At 71.4% G+C, this 20,812-nt stretch carries 19 protein-coding genes; 14 read left to right on the top strand and 5 right to left on the bottom strand.

Features of this window, described 5'->3' with window-relative positions:
* Window positions 1-7 precede the first annotated feature (7 nt).
* On the bottom strand, window positions 8-172 hold the full coding sequence (locus Q9R33_RS00285; protein WP_162239851.1) for a hypothetical protein: 165 nt from the start codon (window positions 170-172) through the stop codon (window positions 8-10).
* A gap of 98 nt (window positions 173-270) precedes the next feature.
* Between Q9R33_RS00285 and Q9R33_RS00280 the strand changes: the two genes are divergently transcribed.
* The 4 genes from Q9R33_RS00280 (at window position 271) to Q9R33_RS00265 (ending at window position 6,368) form a co-directional block, all read left to right on the top strand.
* Window positions 271-606: a PadR family transcriptional regulator gene (locus Q9R33_RS00280; RefSeq protein ID WP_056368878.1), complete on the top strand. Its 336-nt coding sequence runs from the start codon at window positions 271-273 to the stop codon at window positions 604-606.
* 1 nt (window position 607) lies between these two features.
* Window positions 608-1,582, top strand: coding sequence for a permease prefix domain 1-containing protein (locus Q9R33_RS00275; protein WP_311292490.1), 975 nt, complete (start codon window positions 608-610; stop codon window positions 1,580-1,582).
* Between the two features lie 103 nt (window positions 1,583-1,685).
* On the top strand, window positions 1,686-2,483 hold the full coding sequence (locus Q9R33_RS00270) for an LLM class F420-dependent oxidoreductase (RefSeq protein ID WP_311292489.1): 798 nt from the start codon (window positions 1,686-1,688) through the stop codon (window positions 2,481-2,483).
* A 180-nt stretch (window positions 2,484-2,663) separates the two neighbouring features.
* On the top strand, window positions 2,664-6,368 hold the full coding sequence (locus Q9R33_RS00265) for a homocysteine S-methyltransferase family protein (RefSeq protein WP_311292488.1): 3,705 nt from the start codon (window positions 2,664-2,666) through the stop codon (window positions 6,366-6,368).
* A gap of 111 nt (window positions 6,369-6,479) precedes the next feature.
* Here the strand turns inward: Q9R33_RS00265 and Q9R33_RS00260 are convergent, their stop codons facing one another.
* Together Q9R33_RS00260 and Q9R33_RS00255 are read right to left on the bottom strand one after the other, a co-directional pair.
* Window positions 6,480-9,542: an ATP-binding cassette domain-containing protein gene (locus Q9R33_RS00260; RefSeq protein WP_311292487.1), complete on the bottom strand. Its 3,063-nt coding sequence runs from the start codon at window positions 9,540-9,542 to the stop codon at window positions 6,480-6,482.
* Window position 9,543: 1 nt separating this feature from the next.
* Entirely contained in the window at window positions 9,544-10,089 is a 546-nt protein-coding gene (locus tag Q9R33_RS00255) for a hypothetical protein (protein WP_056368889.1), read from the bottom strand.
* A 76-nt stretch (window positions 10,090-10,165) separates the two neighbouring features.
* Here Q9R33_RS00255 and Q9R33_RS00250 point away from each other — a divergent pair, with 76 nt between their 5' ends.
* Both Q9R33_RS00250 and Q9R33_RS00245 read left to right on the top strand, forming a co-directional pair.
* Complete coding sequence (locus Q9R33_RS00250; protein ID WP_311292486.1) at window positions 10,166-11,080, top strand: 1,4-dihydroxy-2-naphthoyl-CoA synthase; 915 nt, start codon at window positions 10,166-10,168, stop codon at window positions 11,078-11,080.
* Between the two features lie 13 nt (window positions 11,081-11,093).
* Window positions 11,094-12,248, top strand: a complete 1,155-nt coding sequence (locus Q9R33_RS00245) for an AMP-binding protein (RefSeq protein WP_310245031.1) — start codon at window positions 11,094-11,096, stop codon at window positions 12,246-12,248.
* Window positions 12,249-12,297: 49 nt separating this feature from the next.
* Here Q9R33_RS00245 and Q9R33_RS00240 read toward each other — a convergent pair whose 3' ends face one another.
* Window positions 12,298-12,681 carry a VOC family protein gene (locus tag Q9R33_RS00240; RefSeq protein ID WP_056368894.1) on the bottom strand — a complete coding sequence of 128 codons (384 nt, stop codon included), beginning with the start codon at window positions 12,679-12,681 and terminating at the stop codon, window positions 12,298-12,300.
* A gap of 89 nt (window positions 12,682-12,770) precedes the next feature.
* Between Q9R33_RS00240 and Q9R33_RS00235 the strand changes: the two genes are divergently transcribed.
* The gene (locus Q9R33_RS00235) at window positions 12,771-13,754 is read left to right on the top strand and encodes a 1,4-dihydroxy-2-naphthoate polyprenyltransferase (RefSeq protein ID WP_310245032.1); all 984 of its coding nucleotides are present in this window, start codon (window positions 12,771-12,773) and stop codon (window positions 13,752-13,754) included.
* 144 nt (window positions 13,755-13,898) lie between these two features.
* On the opposite strand, the gene Q9R33_RS00230 is transcribed toward Q9R33_RS00235, so the two are convergent.
* Window positions 13,899-14,207, bottom strand: coding sequence for a DUF4229 domain-containing protein (locus tag Q9R33_RS00230; protein ID WP_056368898.1), 309 nt, complete (start codon window positions 14,205-14,207; stop codon window positions 13,899-13,901).
* A 102-nt stretch (window positions 14,208-14,309) separates the two neighbouring features.
* Here Q9R33_RS00230 and Q9R33_RS00225 point away from each other — a divergent pair, with 102 nt between their 5' ends.
* From Q9R33_RS00225 to Q9R33_RS00195, 7 genes are all read left to right on the top strand, one after another.
* The gene (locus tag Q9R33_RS00225; protein ID WP_311292485.1) at window positions 14,310-14,801 is read left to right on the top strand and encodes a PLDc N-terminal domain-containing protein; all 492 of its coding nucleotides are present in this window, start codon (window positions 14,310-14,312) and stop codon (window positions 14,799-14,801) included.
* Between the two features lies 1 nt (window position 14,802).
* Complete coding sequence (gene menD / locus Q9R33_RS00220) at window positions 14,803-16,641, top strand: 2-succinyl-5-enolpyruvyl-6-hydroxy-3-cyclohexene-1-carboxylic-acid synthase (protein WP_311292484.1); 1,839 nt, start codon at window positions 14,803-14,805, stop codon at window positions 16,639-16,641.
* 27 nt (window positions 16,642-16,668) lie between these two features.
* Window positions 16,669-17,532, top strand: a complete 864-nt coding sequence (locus Q9R33_RS00215) for a polyphosphate kinase 2 family protein (protein ID WP_311292483.1) — start codon at window positions 16,669-16,671, stop codon at window positions 17,530-17,532.
* Between the two features lie 128 nt (window positions 17,533-17,660).
* Window positions 17,661-18,014 (top strand): PadR family transcriptional regulator, encoded by a 354-nt coding sequence (locus Q9R33_RS00210; RefSeq protein WP_056368906.1) that lies wholly within the window; start codon window positions 17,661-17,663, stop codon window positions 18,012-18,014.
* Window positions 18,011-18,901: a permease prefix domain 1-containing protein gene (locus Q9R33_RS00205; protein WP_311292482.1), complete on the top strand. Its 891-nt coding sequence runs from the start codon at window positions 18,011-18,013 to the stop codon at window positions 18,899-18,901. Before Q9R33_RS00210 ends, Q9R33_RS00205 begins: the two co-directional genes overlap by 4 nt.
* 67 nt (window positions 18,902-18,968) lie before the next feature.
* A complete protein-coding gene (locus tag Q9R33_RS00200) occupies window positions 18,969-19,997 on the top strand; it encodes an ATP-binding cassette domain-containing protein (RefSeq protein WP_056368910.1) in 1,029 nt (342 codons plus the stop codon).
* Entirely contained in the window at window positions 19,994-20,800 is an 807-nt protein-coding gene (locus Q9R33_RS00195; protein ID WP_311292481.1) for an ABC transporter permease, read from the top strand. The genes Q9R33_RS00200 and Q9R33_RS00195 overlap by 4 nt, the downstream gene beginning before the upstream one ends.
* The last annotated feature ends 12 nt before the right edge of the window (window positions 20,801-20,812 follow it).

Here is a 20,812-nt window from a genome sequence, read left to right as displayed (position 1 = left end):
TGCGGACTCAGAATCCGCCGGCGTGGAATCGCGCGTCGCGTGTCTCGTAGTGCCCGACCACGCGGGCATCGCGGTACGAGGAGGACTGTGCGCTCCGATACTCCTCGTGGGTCACGGGCTTCCCGAAGACGGCCCACTTCAGGCGCATCCAGCGACTCGGCTTCTCGGACATCGGGGCTCCCGTCTCGCGGTGCCCTCAGCATCCCAGTTCTGATCTGAACTATAAAGTGTCATTGACTATAGTGTGTGACACACAGTATGGTGTGAGGCATGAGCGAAACCGAGGTCCTCGAGACGCACCTGCAGGAGCTGCGGCGCGGCACGATCGTGCTCGCGTGCCTGCGGCTGCTCGAGACGCCGGGGTACGGGTACGGGCTGCTCGAGGAGCTGGGCAAGCGCGGCTTCCCGACCGACGCGAACACGCTGTACCCGCTGCTGCGCCGCCTCGAGAAGCAGGGGTTCCTCACGAGCGAGTGGAACACCGACGAGTCCCGTCCCCGCAAGTTCTACCGCACCAGCGACGCCGGCCTCCGCCTCGCCGGCGCCCTCACCGACGACTTCCGCGCGATCGCCGTCGCGATCGGCGCCCTCCCCGAGGAGAACTGACATGACCACCACCGCCACCCTCACCGACCGCTACGTCGACGCGGCGATGCGCACCGTGCCCGAGGCGCAGCGCGCCGACCTCGCGGCCGAGCTGCGTGCGTCGATCGACGACCAGGTCGAGGCCCGCGTCGAGCAGGGCGAGCCGCGCGACACGGCCGAGCGTGCCGTGCTCACCGAACTCGGCGACCCCGACAAGCTCGCCGCCGGCTACACCGACCGCCCGCTGTGGCTCGTCGGCCCGCGGTACTTCCTCGACTGGTGGCGGCTGCTGAAGCTGCTGCTGTACGTCGTGCCCGCGTGCGCCGCCTTCGGCGTCTCGCTCGCGATGGTGCTCGACGGCGCCTCGTTCGGCGAGATCATCGGCGCACTCGTTCCGCTGCTGCTCTCGGTGGTCGTGCACCTCGCGTTCTGGACGACGCTCGTCTTCGTCATCCTCGAGCGCACCGGCCACGAGACGATGACCGGCCAGCCCTGGACGCCCGACCAGCTGCCCGAGCCGCGCCAGAAGGGCGTCGGCCTCGGCGACATGATCACGTCGCTGGCGTTCCTCGGGATCATGGTCGGGGTCGTGCTGTGGGACCTGTTCATCGGCTTCGTGCCCACGGAGCCCGGGCTGTCGTTCCTCGACCCGGGACTCTGGCCCTGGTGGATCCTGGGGCTGTTCGCCGTGATGGCCCTCGAAGCCGTGCTCGCGGTCGTCGTCTACGCGATCGGACGCTGGACCATCGGTCTCGCGGTGGCGAACGGCATCCTGAATCTCGTCATCGCGGTGCCCGCGCTGTGGCTGCTGTTCGAAGGGCGCCTGATCAATCCCGCGTACTTCCCGACGATCATCCCCGACGACGGCGCCGAGGTCGGCCAGATCATCGCGATCATCGTCGGCTTCGTCATCGCGGGTGTCGCGATCTGGGACACGGTGGATGCCGCGCTCAAGGCGGCGCGTGCGCGCCGGGGCTCATCACGCGTCCTCAACTGAGGATCTGACCCGAGATGCGGACCGAACCCCGGGGTACGGTCCGCATCTCGGCGCATTCCCTCGAACGAGGACCGCTCCCTCCCGCCGGCCGTACGCTTTCCCCATGCCCCTCCTCGATACTCCCGTGCGCCTCGGCGTGCAGCTGCAGCCCCAGCACGCTCCCTACTCCGCCTTCCGCGACGCGGTGCTCCGCCTCGAGGAGATGGGCGTCGACATCCTCTTCAACTGGGACCACTTCTTCCCGCTCAGCGGCGACCCGGACGGCCTCCACTTCGAGTCGTGGACGATGCTCGCCGCGTGGGCGGAGCAGACCGAGCGGGTCGAATTCGGCGCCCTCGTCAACTGCAACAGCTACCGCAATCCCGACCTCCAGGCCGACATGGCCCGCACGATCGACCACATCTCGGCGAAGGACGGCGTCGGCCGGTTCATCTTCGCCACCGGATCGGGCTGGTTCGCGCGCGACTACGAGGAGTACGGCTACGAGTTCGGCACCGCCGGCTCGCGCCTGAACGACCTCGCCGCCGGACTCGAGCGCATCGAGGCGCGGTGGCAGAAGCTCAACCCGGCCCCGACCCGCGACATCCCGGTCATGATCGGCGGCGCGGGCGAGCAGAAGACCCTGCGCCTGGTCGCCAGGCACGCCGACATCTGGCACAGCTACGTGCGCGCGAGCGATCTGCCTCACAAGCTCGACGTCATAGAGCAGTGGGCCGAGCGCGAGCAGACCGACGCCTCGAACCTCGTCATCTCGAACGAGCTGCACCAGCGCGACGAGGCCCACGCCGACGGCCTCTACGACGCCGGCGTGCGCCTGTTCACCATCGGCTTCCAGGGCCCCGACTGGGACTACGACCTCATCCGCTCGTGGCTGCGCTGGCGCGACGCCAAGAACGCCTGACGTTCTGAGGGACGGATGCTGCCACCCGGCGCCCTGCGCCGGGCCGCAGCATCCGTCCCTCCCGGCCTCGCCCGCACCCGCGGACCTGGGCGGGGCCGGACCAGCGTCCGCATCGGGCACGGACTGCGGTGTCCGTCACGAAGGGCGACGCCGAAGACCCCGGCGACTAAAATCGCCGAGGTGACCGCCGCACCGCCCGCACCCCGGTTCGCCCTCGACATCGACGGGGTTGCGCGACCCGAGCGCTCGCAGCAGCTGCTCGACGGCGTGCGTGAGCGCGTCGTCATCGCCGACGGCGCGATGGGCACGATGCTGCAGCGCTACGACCTGTCGATCGACGGCGACTTCCAAGGCCTCGAAGGGTGCAACGAGATCCTCAACGTCTCGCGCCCCGACGTGGTGGGGGAGATCCACGACGCGTACCTCGCGGTGGGCGTCGACGCGATCGAGACGAACACGTTCGGTGCGAACTGGTCGAACCTCGACGACTACGGCATCGTCGACCGCATCGCCGAACTCGCCGAGAAGGGTGCACGCATCGCGCGGGAGCGCGTCGAGGCCGCCGAGGCCGTCGACGGCCGCGTGCGCTGGGTGCTCGGCTCGATGGGCCCGGGCACGAAGCTCCCGAGCCTCGGGCACACCACGTACGACAACCTCAAGCAGACTTTCGCGCTGCAGGCCGAGGGGCTCATCGACGGCGGGGCCGACGCGTTCCTCGTCGAGACCTCGCAGGATCTGCTGCAGACCAAGGCCGCCATCAACGGCTGTCGTCAGGCGATCGTGAGCCGCGGCATCCGTCTGCCGATCTTCGTCGAGGTGACCGTCGAGACCACCGGCACCATGCTCATGGGCTCCGAGATCGGCGCGGCGCTCACGGCCATCGAGCCGCTCGGCGTCGACGCGATCGGCCTCAACTGCGCCACCGGCCCGACCGAGATGAGCGAGCACCTCCGGCACCTGTCGAAGCACGCGACGGTGCCGATCGCGTGCATGCCCAACGCCGGGCTTCCCGTGCTCGGGGCGAACGGCGCGCACTACCCGCTCACGCCCGTCGAGCTCGCGACCGCGCACGAGCAGTTCGTGCGCGAGTTCGGGCTGGGACTGGTCGGCGGATGCTGCGGCACCACGCCCGAGCACCTCGCCGCGGTCGTCGAGCGCCTGGCCGACTTCCGGTCGTCGGGCGACCGAAGCGAGACGAGACGCGCCGAACCCGGCGCAGGCAGCGAGCGCGCGCTTCCCGTGCGGGCTCTCGGCGACCGGGCCATCGATCTCGACCCCGGCGTGGCCTCGCTCTACCAGCACGTGTCGTTCCAGCAGGACGCCTCGTACCTCGCGATCGGCGAGCGCACCAACGCGAACGGCTCGAAGGCGTTCCGCGAGGCGATGCTCGAGGAGCGGTGGGACGACTGCGTCGAGATCGCGCGCGAACAGATCCGCGTGGGCGCGCACCTGCTCGACGTGTGCATCGACTACGTCGGCCGCGACGGCGTCGCCGACATCCGCGAGGTCGTCTCGCGCTTCGCGAGCGCCTCGACCCTGCCGCTCGTCGTCGACTCGACCGAGCCCGCGGTCATCGCCGCCGGGCTCGAGCTCATCGGCGGCCGGCCCGTCGTGAACTCCGTGAACTACGAGGACGGCGACGGCCCGACCTCCCGCTTCGGCCGCATCATGCCGCTCGTCAAGGAGCACGGCACCGCGGTCGTCGCGCTGACGATCGACGAGCACGGCCAGGCCCGCACGGCCGAGGGCAAGGTGCAGATCGCGACGCGGCTCATCGACGAGCTGGTCGGCGAGTGGGGCCTGCGGGTCAACGACATCATCGTCGACTGCCTGACCTTTCCGATCGCGACCGGCCAGGAGGAGACCCGCCGCGACGCGATCGAGACGATCGAGGCGATCCGGCAGATCACCGCGAAGTACCCGGGCATCAACACGACGCTCGGCGTCTCGAACGTCTCGTTCGGCCTCAACCCGGCCGCCCGCAGCGTGCTGAACTCCGCGTTCATGCACGAAGCGGTCGAGGCCGGTCTCACCTCGGGCATCATCGACGCCGCGAAGATCGTGCCGCTCGCCTCGATCTCGGAGGAGCAGCGCAAGGTCGCGCTCGACCTGGTGTGGGACCGTCGCGAATACGACGCCGACGGCAACGTCACGTACGACCCGCTGGCACGGATGCTGGACCTCTTCGCCGGCGTCGACACCGCGGCCCTGCGCAACCAGCGCGCGGCCGAGCTGGCGGCGCTGCCGGTGGGGGAGCGGCTCGAACGCCGCATCATCGACGGCGAGGGCAAGGGCCTCGAAGCCGACCTCGACCTCGCCCGCGAGGGCGGGCTGGCGCCGCTGCAGATCATCAACGACCACCTGCTCGAGGGCATGAAGATCGTCGGCGAGCGGTTCGGCGCCGGCGAGATGCAGCTGCCGTTCGTGCTGCAGTCGGCCGAGGTGATGAAGAACGCGGTCGCCCTCCTCGAACCGCACATGGAGAAGTCGGATGCCTCGGGCAAGGGCCGCATCATCCTCGCGACCGTCCGCGGCGACGTGCACGACATCGGCAAGAACCTCGTCGACATCATCCTCACCAACAACGGCTACGACGTGATCAACCTCGGCATCAAGCAGCCGATCGCCGACATCATCGCGGCGGCCGAGGAGCACGACGCCGACGTCATCGGCATGTCGGGCCTGCTCGTGAAGTCGACGGTCGTGATGAAGGAGAACCTCGAGGAGCTCACGTCGCGGGGCCTCGGCAAGAAGTGGCCGGTGATCCTCGGCGGCGCGGCCCTCACGCGCGCCTACGTCGAGGACGACCTCGCCTCGCTGTTCGACGGCGAGGTGCGCTACGCGCGTGACGCGTTCGAGGGGCTCGCGCTCATGGACCCGCTCGTGAAGATCGCGCGCGGCGCCGATCCCGCATCCGTCGGGCTGCCGGCGCTGAAGAAGCGGCGGCACGCTGCCGGCTCCAAGCTCACGCTCACGGAGCCCGAGGCCATGCCGGCACGCTCGGACGTGGCATCCGACAACCCCGTCCCCGCCCCGCCGTTCTGGGGCACCCGCATCGTCCGCGGCCTCGCGCTGCACGACTACGCCGCGTTCCTCGACGAGCGCGCGACGTTCATGGGGCAGTGGGGCCTCAAGCCCGGCCGCGGCGAGGACGGCGCCACGTACGAGCAGCTCGTCGAGACCGAGGGCCGGCCGCGGCTGCGGTACTGGCTCGACCGCATCCTCGGCGAGGGCATGCTCGACGCGTCGGTCGCGTACGGCTTCTTCCCGGTCGTGTCGGAGGGCAACGACGTCGTCGTGCTGCACCACGGCGACGACCCCTCGGGCGCGCTCGGCGCAGCCGGCCTCCTCGCCCCCGACGGCGGGTCGGGCGGCACGCTCGGCAGCGACCGCCTGCGCTTCCACTTCCCGCGCCAGCGCCGCGACCGCCACCTGTGCCTCGCCGACTTCGTGCGCTCGCGCGAGTCGGGCCAGGTCGACGTGATGCCGGTGCAGCTCGTGACCGCGGGAGCGAACATCGACTCCGTCACGGCGAAGCTCTTCGCCGAGGACAAGTACCGCGACTACTACGAGCTCAACGGGCTCGTGATGCAGCTGACCGAGGCGCTCGCCGAGTACTGGCACGCCCGCATCCGCTCGGAGCTCGGGTTCTCGCACGAGGACCCGACCGACACCGCGGGCCTCTTCAAGCTCGAGTACCGCGGCGCCCGCTTCTCCCTCGGCTACCCCGCGTGCCCCGACATGGAGGACCGCCGCAAGGTCGTCGAGCTCCTCCGCCCCGAGCGCATGGGTGTCGAGCTCAGCGAGGAGCTGCAGCTGCACCCCGAGCAGTCCACCGATGCCTTCGTCTTCCACCACCCCGAGGCGAAGTACTTCTCGGTCTGACCCGGACGAGCGCGCGAGCGACGGATGCTGCGGGCCGCCGCATCCGTGCTTCTCTTTCGCGGTCCGCACGGATCGTGGTGAAACCTCACGACAGCACCGAAGCAGCCGCGCTCACGGTGCTGTTGTGACGTCTCGCGGGGATCGGTCGACCACGTGGCCGGCGACGGGACGAACGGATGCCGCGGGCACCTGCAGGGGCTTGGTGCGGCGCAGGGCCGCGAGGATCGGGCGACCCACGACGACCAGCCCGATGACGGTGGTGATCGCGCGGAGGGTGTCCCAGCTGAGGGTGGAGGTGACCAGCGAGTACAGCAGGAAGCTCGAGAGGTTCACGTCGAGCGGCGCGCTGCCGTCGTACGAGATGCCGGTGCCGTAGCCGACGGCGAACGGCCAGAACCACAGGTTCATCAGCAGGCCGAACGCGTACGAGGCGACGACGCCGTAGGCGCTGAGCATCGCGATCTCGCTCCCGCGGGAGATCCGCCGGGGGAGGAGTCCCGCGATCGCGCCGACCCACGCGCACGCGAACATCTGGAACGGCGTCCATGGGCCGAAGGTGCCCGTGATCAGGGTGGACAGGGCGATCGTGGCCATGCCGAGGAGCATGCCGAACCTCGCGCCGTAGGCACGCCCCGCCAGGATCAGCAGGATGAACACGGCCTCGACGCCGCCCACGCCCGTGCCTGCGATGCGCACGGCCGCGCCGATCGCGGCGAGCGTGCCGAGGAGCGCCAGCATGTGCGCCGACCGCACGCTCCCGTCGAGGGTGGCCACGACCACGAGCGCTGCAAGGGGCACGAGCGCGAGCGCCGCGATCGGCACCGCCGCGTGGGCCTGCTCGGGCACGGCGGTCGCGACCAGCGGCCAGCAGAACGCCCCGAAGGCGACGAGATTCGCGGCCGCCAGTGTCGCGACCGGCAGTGCCTTCAGCCGACGCCGCCTCCGGGCCGTGTTCCCTGTCCGCAATTCAGGACGGTTCGCGGAGCCGGAATGGACGGGTCCCGATTCCTGCGGGTCTCTCGAGGGCCGCAGGGATCGGTCCTGAGTTACGGACGGGGAGGCGGTGGGCGCGAGGTCATCCACGCGAGGGGACTCCCGGCGGTCTCGGCCGCGTGAGGTCGGCCGGTGCGGCCGTTCCGGCGTTCGCAATTCAGGACCGTTCGTGCGGCTGGCCTGTGCGCCCGCGGAGTTCCGTGCCTCGCGCGCGGCGGCTGCGCGTTCATCCTGAGTTACGAACGGGGCGTCGGTGAGAACACCGGCGTTCATCGTCAGGGTCCGGTCGGCCCGGGCGGAGAAATCGGGCTCGTGTGTGGCCACGAGCACTGCGGTGCCGGCGGCGGCGAGCGAGGCCAGCGCCGCCCAGACCATGTCGCGGGCGGCGGGGTCGAGGCCGCGCGTCGGCTCGTCGACCATGAGGACGCGCGGCGCGCCCGCAAGCTGGATCGCCAGCGCGAGGCAGCGTCGCTCACCCGCAGAGAGGTCGCGTGGATGCCGCGCCAGCCGTGCGGCGAGGGCCGGGCTGTCGGGGTCGAGACCCAGGAACCCGGCGAACCGTGCCGCGGTCCCCGGCGCCGCACCCGCGTCGCGGCGCGCGGCCCGACGGTCCGCCCGCCGGCATTCGGCGGCGACTGTGTCGGACACGAACAGGTCGTCCGAGGCATCCGGAACCAGCGAAACCTGACCGGCCGACTCGATGTCCGCTGCCCGCGCGGGAAGTGCGAGCGCGGCGAACAGGCTCGACTTGCCGGCGCCGTTGGGCCCGACGAGTGCGACGATCTCGCCGGCGCGCAGTTCGATGTCTGCACCCGCTACGGCCACCGTGTCGCGGTGGCGCACCGTGATTCCGCGGGCGCGCAGCACGACATCCCCCGGTTCGCCGGTTTCGGGGCGCGGCCCGTGCGTTCGGGGCGTATCCCATGCGCCCCGAACGTCCGCCGTGCGCCCCGAACCCGGCTCATCGGGGCCGACCGCTGCGACCTCGCCGCCGTCGATCCGAAGCACCGTGTCGGCGATCCTGGAGAGCGCGTCGACGCGGTGCTCCGCCACCACGACGCACATGCCGGCTTCGTGCGCGAGGGCATCCAGGAGCCCGGCGACCCGCACCCGCGCGTCGGCGTCGAGATCGGCGAGCGGCTCGTCGATGAGCAAGAGGATGGGGTGCTCGACGATCGCGGCGGCGATCGCCACCAGAGTGGCCTCGCCCGCCGAGAGCCCGCGCGTGGGGCGGTCGAGCAGCGCCGTCACGCCGACCCGGCCGGCGATCTCGGCCACGCGCGCGGTCACGAGAACGGGCGCGACGCCCCGCAGCTCGAGCGAGAGCCCGATCTCGTCGCGCACCCGCTCGGTGGCGAACGCGTCACGCGGATGCTGCAGCACCACGCCCACGCGCTCCGCGAGGTCGCGCGGGGGCACGGTCGCGCGTTCGCGGCCGACGACCGACAACGACCCCGCGATCCAGCCGCCGTCGGTGTGCGTGTGCAGGCCCGCGATCGCCCGCAGCAGCGTCGACTTGCCCGACCCGGTCGGCCCGGCGACGAGGGTGAGCGTCCCCGCCGGGAGCTCGAGCGAGGGCGGAAGACGGATGCCTCGTCTCGCAGCGCCGTCGCCGAAACCGATCTCCACACCCTCGGCCTGGACCGGTGCGAGACAGTCTCCGTCGAGCCCCCGTCCCGCGAAGCCGCGCAGCTCGAGGGCGGCGGCCACGGCCCCCGCGCGCTCGAGTGTTCGTTCCAGCAGGGGAAGCAGCATCCGTGCCCCGCCGCGCTCGCCGCGGAGGCGCTGCGCGAACCGCACAGCGCGGGCGCCGTCGGCGAGCGAGGGGAGGGTGGCCGCGGCGATCGCGAGCGCCCGTGCGATGCCGCGCAGCGGCCCGCGCCGCGAGGCCGGCGCGAGCACGCGGTTCAGGTCGACGAGGGCGTTCACCACCCCGAACGCGAGGATCGTGAGGGCGATCGGCAGGGCGCTGGCGGCGGCATCCCACAGTCCATCGATCGTGACGGGACCCAGCAGCACCACATGCGCGAACGGCGACGGCAGTCGCACCGCCGGAAGGTCCAGCAGGACGAAGCCGTCGCCGTCGGCGCCGTGGAAGAGGACGCGGTAGACGACCCGGGCCGCCACGAACCCTGCGGCGAGGATCGCCGCGGCTCGCAGGGGACCGGGTCGGAACGTCATGTCAGGATGTCGGCGCTGCCGGCTCTCCGTTCAGGGTGAAGAGCAGCTCGACACCCTCGCCCGGCTCGAGTTCGAGGGTCGAGGCGCCCTCCTGGGCGTAGTCCCACTCGCCGCCCGCGGGCTTGACCCACAGCGACCAGTACGCGTACTCCGGAGCCATCGTCTTGCAGGTCTCGAAGTACTCCGAGCCGTCGGGCGCGGTGATCGCCTGGTCCTCCGCAGGCACGCCGTTGACGCGGCACACGACCTGGTCGCCGTACTGCTCGGTGCCCTCGGTCGTGACATTCACGAGCGTGAACGCATCGGCGGCGACGAGGGCCTCATCGGTCTCGATGCACCACTGCTTGCCGTCTTCGCCCAGGGCGGAGGCGTCCACGGCCACGGTGATGCCGGCGTCGTCGGCGCACGCCGCGTCGCTGACCTGCACGGCCTGCGTGTCGGAGGCCGTCGGCGCCGCCTCCGGGGCGCCGGACGAGCAGGCGGCGAGGGCGAACAGCAGGGCAGCGGATGCCGCGGCAGCCGCCACGGCGCGAAGAGTCGAAGTCACCGATCCAGGCTAGGCCCCGGCTGCCGGTGTCCGGTTGCACATGACGTCCGCACGGCGCCCGCCGTAGGCTGGCCGAGTGAGCGTTTCGGAACTGTTCGACGAAGACGAGTGGGCCACAGCCCCCGGCCAGCCGGACGGCGGCTACACCGACATCACCGCCCACGTCTCGAAGGACGGCCGCATCGCGCGCATCGCGTTCGATCGGCCGGAGGTGCGCAACGCCTTCCGCCCGCACACCGTCGACGAGCTCTACCGCGCCCTCGACGTCGCTCGCCAGGACCCGCGCGTGGGGGTCGTGCTGCTCACCGGCAACGGGCCGAGCCCGAAGGACGGCGGCTGGGCGTTCTGCTCCGGCGGCGACCAGCGCATCCGCGGGCGCGACGGCTACAAGTACTCCGAGGACGAGACGGCCGTCCCGGCCGAGGCCCAGGCCCGGGCCGGCCGGCTGCACATCCTCGAGGTGCAGCGGCTCATCCGGTTCATGCCCAAGGTCGTCATCGCCGTGATCCCCGGCTGGGCCGCGGGCGGCGGGCACTCGCTGCACGTCGTGTGCGACCTGTCGATCGCCTCGGCCGAGCACGGCCGGTTCAAGCAGACCGACGCCGACGTGGGCTCGTTCGACGCCGGCTACGGCTCTGCGTACTTCGCGCGGCAGATCGGGCAGAAGTTCGCGCGCGAGGTGTTCTTCCTCGCGGAGGAGTACTCGGCGCAGCGCGCCTACGAGATGGGCGCGGTCAACCGGGTCGTGCCGCATGCCGACCTCGAGCGCGAGGCCGTGTCGATGGCCCGCACGATCCTCACCAAGTCGCCGACCGCGATCCGCATGCTGAAGTTCGCGTTCAATGCGGTCGACGACGGCTTAGTGGGTCAGCAGGTGTTCGCGGGGGAGGCCACGCGCCTCGCCTACGGCACCGACGAGGCCGTCGAGGGTCGGGACTCGTTCCTCGAGAAGCGCGACCCCGACTGGTCGCCCTACCCCTGGCACTTCTGACCCGGCGCCCGCGATGAAGCTCGTCCCCGTCATCGGCGATGACCCCCGCGAGATCCTGCGGGGCCTGCGCGGTGCGCTGCACGGCGCAGGACCGGCTCTCGGCCTCGGCCTCGTCAGCGGACTCCCCGGGGAAGTCCGGGCGGGCACCGCGGTGGTGGTGACGACGTCCGGGTCCACCGGCATCCCGAAGAGCGTGGTCCTCAGCCGCGACGCGCTCACCGCGAGCGCCCTGTCGACCGCCGACCGCATCGGCGACGGCGCGTGGCTGCTGGCGCTGCCGGCGAGCTACGTCGCGGGTCTGCAGGTGCTCGTGCGCTCCCTGGTCGCCGATCGCGAGCCCGCGATCCTCGCGGGGGCTTTCACTCCGCAGGCGTTCTCGGCGGCCGCGCTCATGATGGTGTCGACCGAGCACGGCGAGCGGGTGCCGAGTTACACCTCGCTGGTCCCCGCGCAGCTGTCGAAGCTGCTCGACGCGGCCGAGCACGACCCCTCGGTTCTCGCGGCGCTGCGCTCCTTCGAGACGATCCTCGTCGGGGGCCAGGCGCTCCCCGCCGCGACCTTCGAGCGCGCCGAGGCCGCCGGCGCGCGCATCGTGCGCACCTACGGCTCCACCGAGACCAGCGGCGGCTGCGTGTACGACGGCGTGGCCCTGGGCAACGTGCGACTGCGAATCGAGCGCGGCGAGGTGCAGGTCTCCGGACCGACACTGGCCGACGGCTACCTCGGCAACGACGAACTGACGGATGCTGCGTTCCTCCGCGACCGCGACGGATCCCGGTGGTACCGCACCGGCGACGCGGGACTCCTCGAAGACGGGGTCCTGCGCGTGCGCGGCCGCATCGACAACGTCATCGTCTCGGGCGGCATCAACGTCTCGCTCGACCGCGTCGAGCGGATCGTGCGGGGGATCCCGGGCCTCGCTCTCGCCGTCGTCGTCGGGATTCCCGACGAGCGGTGGGGCGAGGCATCCGTCGTCGTCGCCTCCCGGGGCGAGGCATTGCGGCGCAGCGAAGCGGTGCAGCTGGAGGAGGCGCGCGCCGCCGTCCAGGCCGAGATCGGCGCACACGCCCGTCCGTCGCGACTCGTGCTGGTCGACGAGCTCGCGGCGCTCCCCTCGGGAAAGCCCGACCGCGAGGCGATCCGCCGCGCCGTGATCGCCCTGCACTGACGCGCGCTTCGACAGTTCGGCGACCGGCGTGCGGGGCAGCGACCGGGGGTCAGCCCCGCGGGTACGGGCCGGTGTCGACGACGCAGAAGCGGTTGCCCTCGGTGTCTTCGAGGACGATCCAGTCGGCGTCGTCGGGGTAGTCGTGCCAGTCGACTTCGCGGGCGCCGAGCCCGAGCAGGCGCTGCACCTCGGCCGCCTGGTCCTCGGCGTACAGGTCGAGGTGGATCCGCGGCGGGTAGTGCTGCGGGTACCCGGTGACCGACAGCGCGAGGCTCGCACCGGGCGCCGACCAGTCCGCCTTTCCCGGCGGATCGAGGATCACCCAGTCATCGCCCGGCTCGTTGCGGTTGACGTAGCCGAGGGCCGCGCGCCAGAAGTCGCCGGCGCGTGAGATGTCCTCCACGGTGAGGACGATGGATCCGATGCTCAGCATGGGCTTCATCCTCGCCCCGGGCGCCGACATCCGTCAGGGGGGTGACCCGAGCAGGTGTCACATCAACTCGGCCCCTAAGATGTGCATTCGTGGCAGGAACTCCGAGCAAGAAGCGCACCACCGCCGGACACAAGAAGCAGCCGCCCCGCGGAAACCCGCAGAAGGCGCACGTCTCGCGCGACCCCGCGCACGTTGCGAAGCCCACCGCGCGCGACTGGATCGGTGCGGCGCGCCTGCGCACCCTGCCCCTGGCGATCACGCCCATCCTCGTCGGCACAGGCGCCGCGATCCTGGTGGTGGACGTCTTCCACTGGGTGATCGCGCTCTTCTGCCTCATCGTTTCGGTGTCGCTGCAGATCGGCGTCAACTACGCCAACGACTACAGCGACGGCATCCGGGGCACCGACGACTTCCGGGTCGGCCCCGCCCGTCTCACTGCCGGCCGCAAGGTGAAGCCGCGCACCGTGCTCATCGTCGCGCTGGCCTTCTTCGCGATCGCGGCGATCGCCGGACTCGCCATCACCATCCGCACGCAGCAGTGGTGGCTGATCGCCGCCGGCGCCGTCTGCATCCTCGCCGCGTGGTTCTACACCGGCGGCAAGCGCCCCTACGGCTACTACGGCCTCGGCGAGCTCTTCGTCTTCGTGTTCTTCGGTCTCGTCGCGACACTCGGCACGACGTGGGTGCAGGCCTTCGCGCTCCCGCAGGAGGCCTGGTTCGGCGCCGTCGGCGTGGGCCTCATCGCCTGCGCGGTGCTGCTGGCGAACAACCTGCGCGACATCGACCAGGACCGTGCCGCGCACAAGCGGACGCTCACCGTGCTCATCGGCCGCACGGCGACGCGCTGGCTGTTCACCGTGTTCCTGCTGGCGGCGTTCGCCATCGCCGCGTTCCTGGCATGGATCGGGTACCCGATCGCCTGGCTCACGCTGCTCGCGCTGCTGGCCGGTGCGCCGGCGATCCTCATCGTGTGGACCTACCGCGACCCCCGCGAGCTCGTCGTCGCCCTCGGCCTCACGTCGCTGACGTCGGTCGCCTACGGCGCCTTCCTGATGTGGGCCTTCATCGGCTGACGGATGCTGCGCCCCTGAGTCCTTCGTCGGGCTCGGGGCGTTTCGACTCGCAAGCTCGCTCAACGACCGGGTGTCAAAGTGCCGGTCGTTGAGCGGAGGGCGCTCTGGCGCCCGCAGACGAAACGCCTCGAGTCTGCGAGATCGTCAGGCGCGGGGGCCGGGGGCTTCGCCGTCGGGCGTGGCAGGGGCGGCGGCGTCGGCCGCGGCATCCTCCGCCTCCTCGTCGCTCGCCGCGGAACGCGCCTGGGCGCGGCGCTCGGCAAGGCCCGACGTGACGTCGTCGAGGGGCTTGCGCAGGAACAGCACCGAGAGGCTCAGGCCGATGAGGGCGGCGAAGATGGCGGCGAGCCAGTAGTACTCGCGCATGATCGGGAACAGCATCAGGATGCCGAACGGCACGAGGAACGCCAGCAGCCGCAGCACCGAGTAGACGATGGCAGAGCGCGCTTTCACCCATCCATCCTACGTTCCGTCGCGGAGGCCGCTTCTGCGACGGTTGCGTCACGGAGCGCCCGCGAACGCCCACTCGGGGCCCCGCCCGCCTAGGATGGGAAGATGCCTCGGGTGCTGCTGATTCTGGCCCTGGTGGCGACCGCGTTCTGGGTCTTCACCATCGTCGATTGCGCGGTCCAGCCCCCGACCCGCCACCGCGGCGTGAGCAAGCCGGTCTGGATCCTCATCGTCGTCCTGCTGCCCGTGCTGGGCGGACTCCTCTGGCTCATCGTGGGCCGCGGGCGCGCCCCTTCGGTCGCTGCACGCAGAGCTCCCGATGACGACCCCGAGTTCCTCGGACGCATCGGCACGATCTCCGACCAGGACGAGCGCATCCGCCGACTCGAGGAGGAGCTCGCGCAACTCGACGCCGAGGGCGACGACCCCCGCTTCAACCCGCCGGGTTCCGCCGCGTCCGACGACACCGCCGCACCCGGCAGCGCGGCAGCCGCGGGCGGCACCGCGACGCCGGGCGCCCCGCCGCAGCCGAAGCCGCCGATCCGTCCTGCAGACGGCGACGACGACGCCCGCGGTCAGCGCGGGGTCATCGGCTGACGTGACCGACTCCGACAGCGCCCCAGCACTCGAACCAGCTGCCGCGCTCGACCCGGCGCCCGCGACCGACGCCGCCGCGGCATTGCTGTGCCGGCTCGTCGAGCTCGGGGTGCGCCACGTCGTGCTGAGCCCGGGCTCGCGCTCGCAGGCGCTCGCCCTGGTCGCCGCCGAGCTCGAGCGGCGGGGCGTCCTCCGCCTCCACGTCCGCATCGACGAGCGCGTCGCGGGCTTCACGGCGCTCGGCATCGGACGCGAGACACGGATGCCGGCGGCCGTGGTCTGCACGTCGGGCACCGCGGTCGCGAACCTGCTGCCTGCCGCACTCGAGGCCCATCACGCCGGCGTGCCGCTGCTGCTGCTCACGGCCGACCGCCCCCCGGAGCTGCGCGGGGTCGGTGCGAACCAGACCACGCGCCAGCCGGGGATGTTCGCGCCCACCGTGCGGCTCGAGACCGACGTGCCGGTGCCCGAGGCGCCCGATCCCGACGGCACACACGAGCAGAGCGCGATGCTCCGACTCCTCGCCGAGGACGCGGTCGCCGCGGCGCTGGGCGCGGGCACGCGGTCGCCGGGTCCGGTGCACCTGAACCTGCCGTACCGCGAGCCGCTGTCGGGCGCCCTCCCCGCGTGGATGGGCGTACCCGCCGCCGAGCTCGAGACCGCCGTCGTCGACGACCCCGACGGCCCCCCGGTGGCGATCGACGCCGAGGACGAGGCATCCGGTGCCCTGTATCAGGGCGGTGGCGGCATCGGCGAGGCCGACCTCCCGACCGAGCCGGAGGACGCGCCGCTCGTGCTCGAGCGCGGTCCCCGGACCATCGTGCTCGCGGGGTCCGACGCCGGTCCCGACGCGGAGGAGCTCGCCCACGTCGGCGCGTGGCCACTCGTCGCCGAGATCGTGAGCGGTGCGCGCTTCGGGCGTCAGCTCGTGCACGGCTACCGCGCGCTGCTGCGCGACCCCCACCTGGGCGGCCGCATCGAACGGGTCGTCGTGCTCGGCCACCCGACTCTCAGCAGAGAGACCGCCGCGCTGCTCTCCGACCCCGAGATCGAGGTCGTCGCGGTCCGGGGTCCGGGCGAGCCGCTCAACCTCAACGGCGCCACCCTGGCCGCCGACCGCATCGCGGTCGCCACGGGCGACCCCGACCGCGAATGGCTCGGGGAGTGGATGCAGGCGTCGCGCGCAGCATCCGTCGATCTCACGCCGCCGGCGCCCGATGCCGACGGTCTCTCGTCGGCGGTGCCGGGGGAGAGGCTCGGAGCGATCGCGGCGGAGCTCGGCGTGATCCGCGCGCCCGTCGACCGTGCTGCGCTCGTCGACGCCGTCTGGCGCGCGACGTGGCCCCATGACCGCCTCGTGTTCGGCTCGTCGCGGCTGGTGCGCGTCGCCGACCAGGTGCTCCCGGGCAAGAAGGTGCCGGTGCATGCCAACCGCGGGCTCGCCGGCATAGACGGGACGATCGCCACGGCGACCGGCATCGCCCTCGCGAGCCAGTCCGGCGGAGGCGCGGGGGTGACGCGCGTGATCCTCGGCGATCTCGCGCTGCTCCACGACGCCGGCGCGATGCTCCTGCCGCCACAGGAGCACGAGCCGCGCCTCCAGCTGATCGTCGGCAACGACGGCGGCGGCACGATCTTCGACGGGCTCGAGGTGGCAGCCGTCGCGGGCGCCGACGTGATGGACCGGGTGCTGCTGACCCCGCACACCGTGCGCCTCGAGCAGCTCGCACTTGCGTACGGCTGGGAGTACCGCCGGGTCACGACGCGGGCGGCGCTCGACCAGGTGCTCACATCGCCGGCCGGCGGTCGTCAGCTCATCGAGGTTCCGCTCGAGCGCTGAGCCCGCGGCATCCGCCATGATGGCTCCATGATCGCCTCGAGGCAGAAGCACTGGAGCGGCGACGTCGCCGATCTCCTCCGTGTCGGGGAGGGCTTCGTCCTCGCCGACGTCGACACCCGCTCGACCCCGGGATACGAGAAGGACAAGGCCCACGCGGCCGACGACCTCCAGTCCGGCGCGGCCGAGCTCGACGAGTACCAGGAGCGTCTGTACGCGCGCAGCCGCGTCGATGCGACGAACGCTTCAGTGCTGCTGGTGCTGCAGGCGATGGACTCCGCCGGCAAGGGCGGCATCATCCGTCACGTCGTGGGCTCCGTCGACCCGCAGGGCATCGTGCTCTCGGCGTTCAAGAAGCCCACGGAGGAAGAGCTGAAGCACGACTTCCTGTGGCGGGTGAAGCAGCGGCTTCCCGTCTCGGGCATGATCGGCGTCTTCGACCGCTCGCACTACGAGGACGTGCTCATCGGCCGGGTCAGGCGCCTGGCCCCCGAGCAGGAGATCGAGCGTCGCTACGCGGCGATCAACGACTTCGAGCGTCAGCTGACCGATTCGGGTACGAGGGTGGTCAAGGTGATGCTGCACATCTCGCCGGATGAGCAGAAGAAGCGCCTGATGCAGCGCCTCAACCGTCTCGACAAGCACTGGAAGTACAACCCGACCGACGTCGACGAGCGTGAGCTGTGGCCGCAGTACATGGCGGCGTACCAGACCGTGTTCGAGCGCACGTCGACCGAGCACGCGCCCTGGTTCGTCGTGCCCGCCGACCACAAGTGGTACGCGCGGCTCGCCGTCCAGAATCTGCTGCTGGAGGCGCTCGAGGACATCGACCCGCACTGGCCGAAGGCGACGTTCGACGTCGAAGCCGAGAAGCGGCGCCTCGCGGCCACCTGACCGCTGCGCGCACCGAACGCCTCCCCGCCGGATCACCGGCAGGGAGGCGTTCGTCGTGGAGAGGGCGGGTATTCGAGCTCGCAAAGTAGTCGATGTTCATGAGTACTTGACGTGATACAGTACTTGACATGACACAAGACGACGCGTTCGCGGCCGACCTGCTGCGCGGCCACACCGACACGATCGTGCTCGGTGTGCTGCGGCGCGGCGACGCGTACGGCTTCGAGATCTACAAGGCGATCCGCGATGCGACCGGCGGCGATCACGAGATCAAAGAGGCGACGCTGTACGCCACGTACCGCCGGCTCGAGAAGGACGGACTCGTCGAGTCGTACTGGGGCGACGAGTCCCAGGGCGGCCGTCGCAAGTACTACCGCATCACCGACGCCGGCCGCGCGGTCTTCCGCGGCAACGTCGCGGCCTGGACCGCGACCCGGCGCATCATCGACTCACTGCTCGACGTGAAGGAGAGCCAGCAATGAACACCGACATCCATCGCCTCCTCGACGAGGCGTTCCAGGGCATCGAGATGACGCCCGACGCCCAGGACCTGAAGGAGGAGGTGCGCGCCAACCTCGTCGCCCGCGCCGACGAACTCGAGGCGGCGGGAGTGCCGCCGACCGAGGCCGCGCACCGAGCGATCGCCGAGCTCGGCGATGTGCGTGCCCTTCTCGATGCGACGACGGATGCTGCGCCCCGCCCGCACGCGGACGGCTATGCGGCCCTGCAGCAGCGTCATCGCGTGCGTCCGAAGCCCGGCTTCGTCGTGCGGGCGGTGGTGTGGTCCATCGCCGCGGTGATCGGCATCACGCTCGGCATCCTCGGGGCAGCCGGCGTGTGGCCGATTCCGCTCGGTGCCCAGATCGGCGCCTTCGGGTTCGCGGCGACCGCCCTCGGCCTCCTCGTCGGCGACTCGCTCTCGCAGGAGACGACCACCAACCACCCGATGCCGCAGAACCGCGCCGCCGGGTACTTCCTCGCCACGCTGCTCGGCGCGTACGGGCTCGGCTTCGTCGCTCTCGTCGCCCTCGGTTCGATGCCGGTGTGGGGCGTTGTGTTCGCGGCGCTCGGCATCATCGCCTCGATCATCCTGTTCGCGTTCCTCGGAGCGAGCCAGACGAACCGCCACAAGGCATGGACGCGCCAGGCGCACACGAGCGAACCGCCGAACCGGTTCGAGCGCGAGCCCGAGACCGCCGCACGCTTCGGCATCTACAGCGCCGTCATCTGGCTGGTGACCTTCGCCGTCATCGCGGTGCTCGTGTTCACCGTGGGCTGGTGGTGGGCGCCGGTCGCCTTCGTCGGCGGATTCGCGGTCATGATGCTCGTCCTTGCACGCATGCTCTTCAGCCCCGAGAAGAAGTCCTGACACGTCGGGCGACGCCGCGCGCCGCCCGACCCCTCAACCACCCGTTCGCAGGAAGGGATGCTTCGCCATGCCCGAAAACTCCATCGCCGACGATCGCGCGATCGTCGCCACCGACCTCGTCAAGGTCTATCCGGGTCGCGGCCGGAAGCCAGGCGTCCGAGCGCTCGACGGCCTCGCGTTCTCGGTCCCCGCCGGCCGCGTGTTCGGCCTCCTCGGCCCGAACGGCGCCGGCAAGTCCACGACGACCAAGATCCTCACGACGCTGTCCCGCCCGACGAGCGGCACCGCCGTCGTCGCGGGGCACGACGTCACCACCGACCCGGCGTCGGTCCGCGCCGCCATCGGCTACGTGTCCCAGGGCGCGAGCACGGATCCGCTCCTCACCGCCCGCGAGAACCTCGAGATCGCCGCACGGCTGCGCGGCGTCGCACCGGGTGAGGCCCGCGGCCGCGCCGCGCGTCTGCTCGACGAGTTCGGGCTGGCCGAGGCATCCCGTCGTCCGGTCGGAACCTTCTCCGGCGGCATGCGCCGGCGACTCGACGTCGCTGCGGCGCTCGTGCACCGGCCGCGCGTGCTCTTCCTGGACGAGCCCACCACGGGACTCGACCCCGAGGCACGCGCCACCATGTGGGCGGAGATCCGCCGTCTCTCCGGGGAGGAGTCGCTCACCGTGGTGCTGACGACCCACTACATGGAGGAGGCCGACCGGCTCGCCGACGAGCTGCTCCTCGTCAACCGCGGCCGCGCGGTCGTGCAGGGCACGCCCGGCGAGCTCAAGGCGGCGCTGCACGGCGACTCGCTGCGGGTCTCGCTCGTGGAGCCCGACCCCGCCGCCGTGCGCGCGGCCATCGGGCGCGTGGCGGGCCTGCGGGACGTGGTGATCGAGGCATCGGGTGTCGACGGCGTCCTCGCTGCACGCACCGACGACGCCTCGGCGGCGGTCGGGGCCGTCATCGGAGCATTGGATGCCGCGGGCATCCGCTTCGGCCAGGTCGCGGCATCCCACCCCACCCTCGACGACGTGTACCTGCACTTCGTCGGCCACACCTTCGGCGACGCGGCAGCGCCTGCCCTCACGGAAGGAGCCGCAGCATGACGACTCTCGCCCTCACCGGCGCCGCGCCTCGCGCGGGCTGGTTCACGCAGGCCGGCCAGGTGCTGCGCCGCTGGCTGATCGCGACCCTGCGCCAGGTGTGGGGGCCGGTCATGTCGCTGATTCAGCCCGTCATCTGGATCGTGCTGTTCGGGCAGGTCTTCCAGTCGCTCGGCGCGCTGCCGCAGTTCGGCGGTGCCGGCTACATCGACTACCTCGTGCCCGGCATCCTCATGATGACCGTCCTCTACTCGGGGGCTTGGGCGGGGACCGGCTACATCGACGACATCAATTCGGGTGTCATGGATCAGTACCTGACCTCGCCGGTGTCGCGGTCGGCGATCATCACCGGGCAGCTGACGCAGCAGCTGATCATCAACCTCGCGCAGTCGCTCGTCGTGCTCGGCATCGGCTGGCTCGCCGGTGCGCGGTACCCGGGCGGGGTGGGCGGCATGCTCGTCGCCCTCGGCATCGCGACGCTGCTCGCGACGATCTTCTGCTGCGCCTCGACGGCGGTGGCCCTCATCTCGCGCAGTCAGATCGCGCTGATCAGCCTGTCGCAGCTCATCGTGCTGCCGGCCACGTTCCTGTCGACGACGATGATGCCGGCCGACCTGATGCCCGAGTGGGTCCAGGACGTCTCGCGCTGGAACCCCATGACGTGGGCGGTCGAGCTCGGCCGCGGCGGTCTCACCGGCGATCACCCTGCGAACGGCTGGTGGCAGCTCGGCGGCCTCGCGGTGCTCGCCGCACTGGCGTTCGTCTGGGCGGTGCGCTCGATCCGCGCGTATCAGCGCTCGGTGTGACGTGACGTCTCC

The organism is Microbacterium sp. PRC9 (assembly GCF_031844125.1).
Lineage (GTDB): Bacteria > Actinomycetota > Actinomycetes > Actinomycetales > Microbacteriaceae > Microbacterium.
Note: the sequence above shows the minus strand (reverse complement) of the source record. Positions and strands in the feature narration are given on the sequence as shown.

Bases quoted from the DNA above. Each gene is read 5' to 3' on its own strand.
- Q9R33_RS00285 (WP_162239851.1), bottom strand. From the start codon at position 172: ATGTCCGAGAAGCCGAGTCGCTGGATGCGCCTGAAGTGGGCCGTCTTC.
- Q9R33_RS00280 (WP_056368878.1), top strand. From the start codon at position 271: ATGAGCGAAACCGAGGTCCTCGAGACGCACCTGCAGGAGCTGCGGCGC.
- Q9R33_RS00275 (WP_311292490.1), top strand. From the start codon at position 608: ATGACCACCACCGCCACCCTCACCGACCGCTACGTCGACGCGGCGATG.
- Q9R33_RS00270 (WP_311292489.1), top strand. From the start codon at position 1,686: ATGCCCCTCCTCGATACTCCCGTGCGCCTCGGCGTGCAGCTGCAGCCC.
- Q9R33_RS00260 (WP_311292487.1), bottom strand. From the start codon at position 9,542: ATGACGTTCCGACCCGGTCCCCTGCGAGCCGCGGCGATCCTCGCCGCA.
- Q9R33_RS00245 (WP_310245031.1), top strand. From the start codon at position 11,094: ATGAAGCTCGTCCCCGTCATCGGCGATGACCCCCGCGAGATCCTGCGG.
- Q9R33_RS00240 (WP_056368894.1), bottom strand. From the start codon at position 12,681: ATGCTGAGCATCGGATCCATCGTCCTCACCGTGGAGGACATCTCACGC.
- Q9R33_RS00225 (WP_311292485.1), top strand. From the start codon at position 14,310: ATGCCTCGGGTGCTGCTGATTCTGGCCCTGGTGGCGACCGCGTTCTGG.
- Q9R33_RS00215 (WP_311292483.1), top strand. From the start codon at position 16,669: ATGATCGCCTCGAGGCAGAAGCACTGGAGCGGCGACGTCGCCGATCTC.
- Q9R33_RS00210 (WP_056368906.1), top strand. From the start codon at position 17,661: ATGACACAAGACGACGCGTTCGCGGCCGACCTGCTGCGCGGCCACACC.
- Q9R33_RS00205 (WP_311292482.1), top strand. From the start codon at position 18,011: ATGAACACCGACATCCATCGCCTCCTCGACGAGGCGTTCCAGGGCATC.
- Q9R33_RS00200 (WP_056368910.1), top strand. From the start codon at position 18,969: ATGCCCGAAAACTCCATCGCCGACGATCGCGCGATCGTCGCCACCGAC.
- Q9R33_RS00195 (WP_311292481.1), top strand. From the start codon at position 19,994: ATGACGACTCTCGCCCTCACCGGCGCCGCGCCTCGCGCGGGCTGGTTC.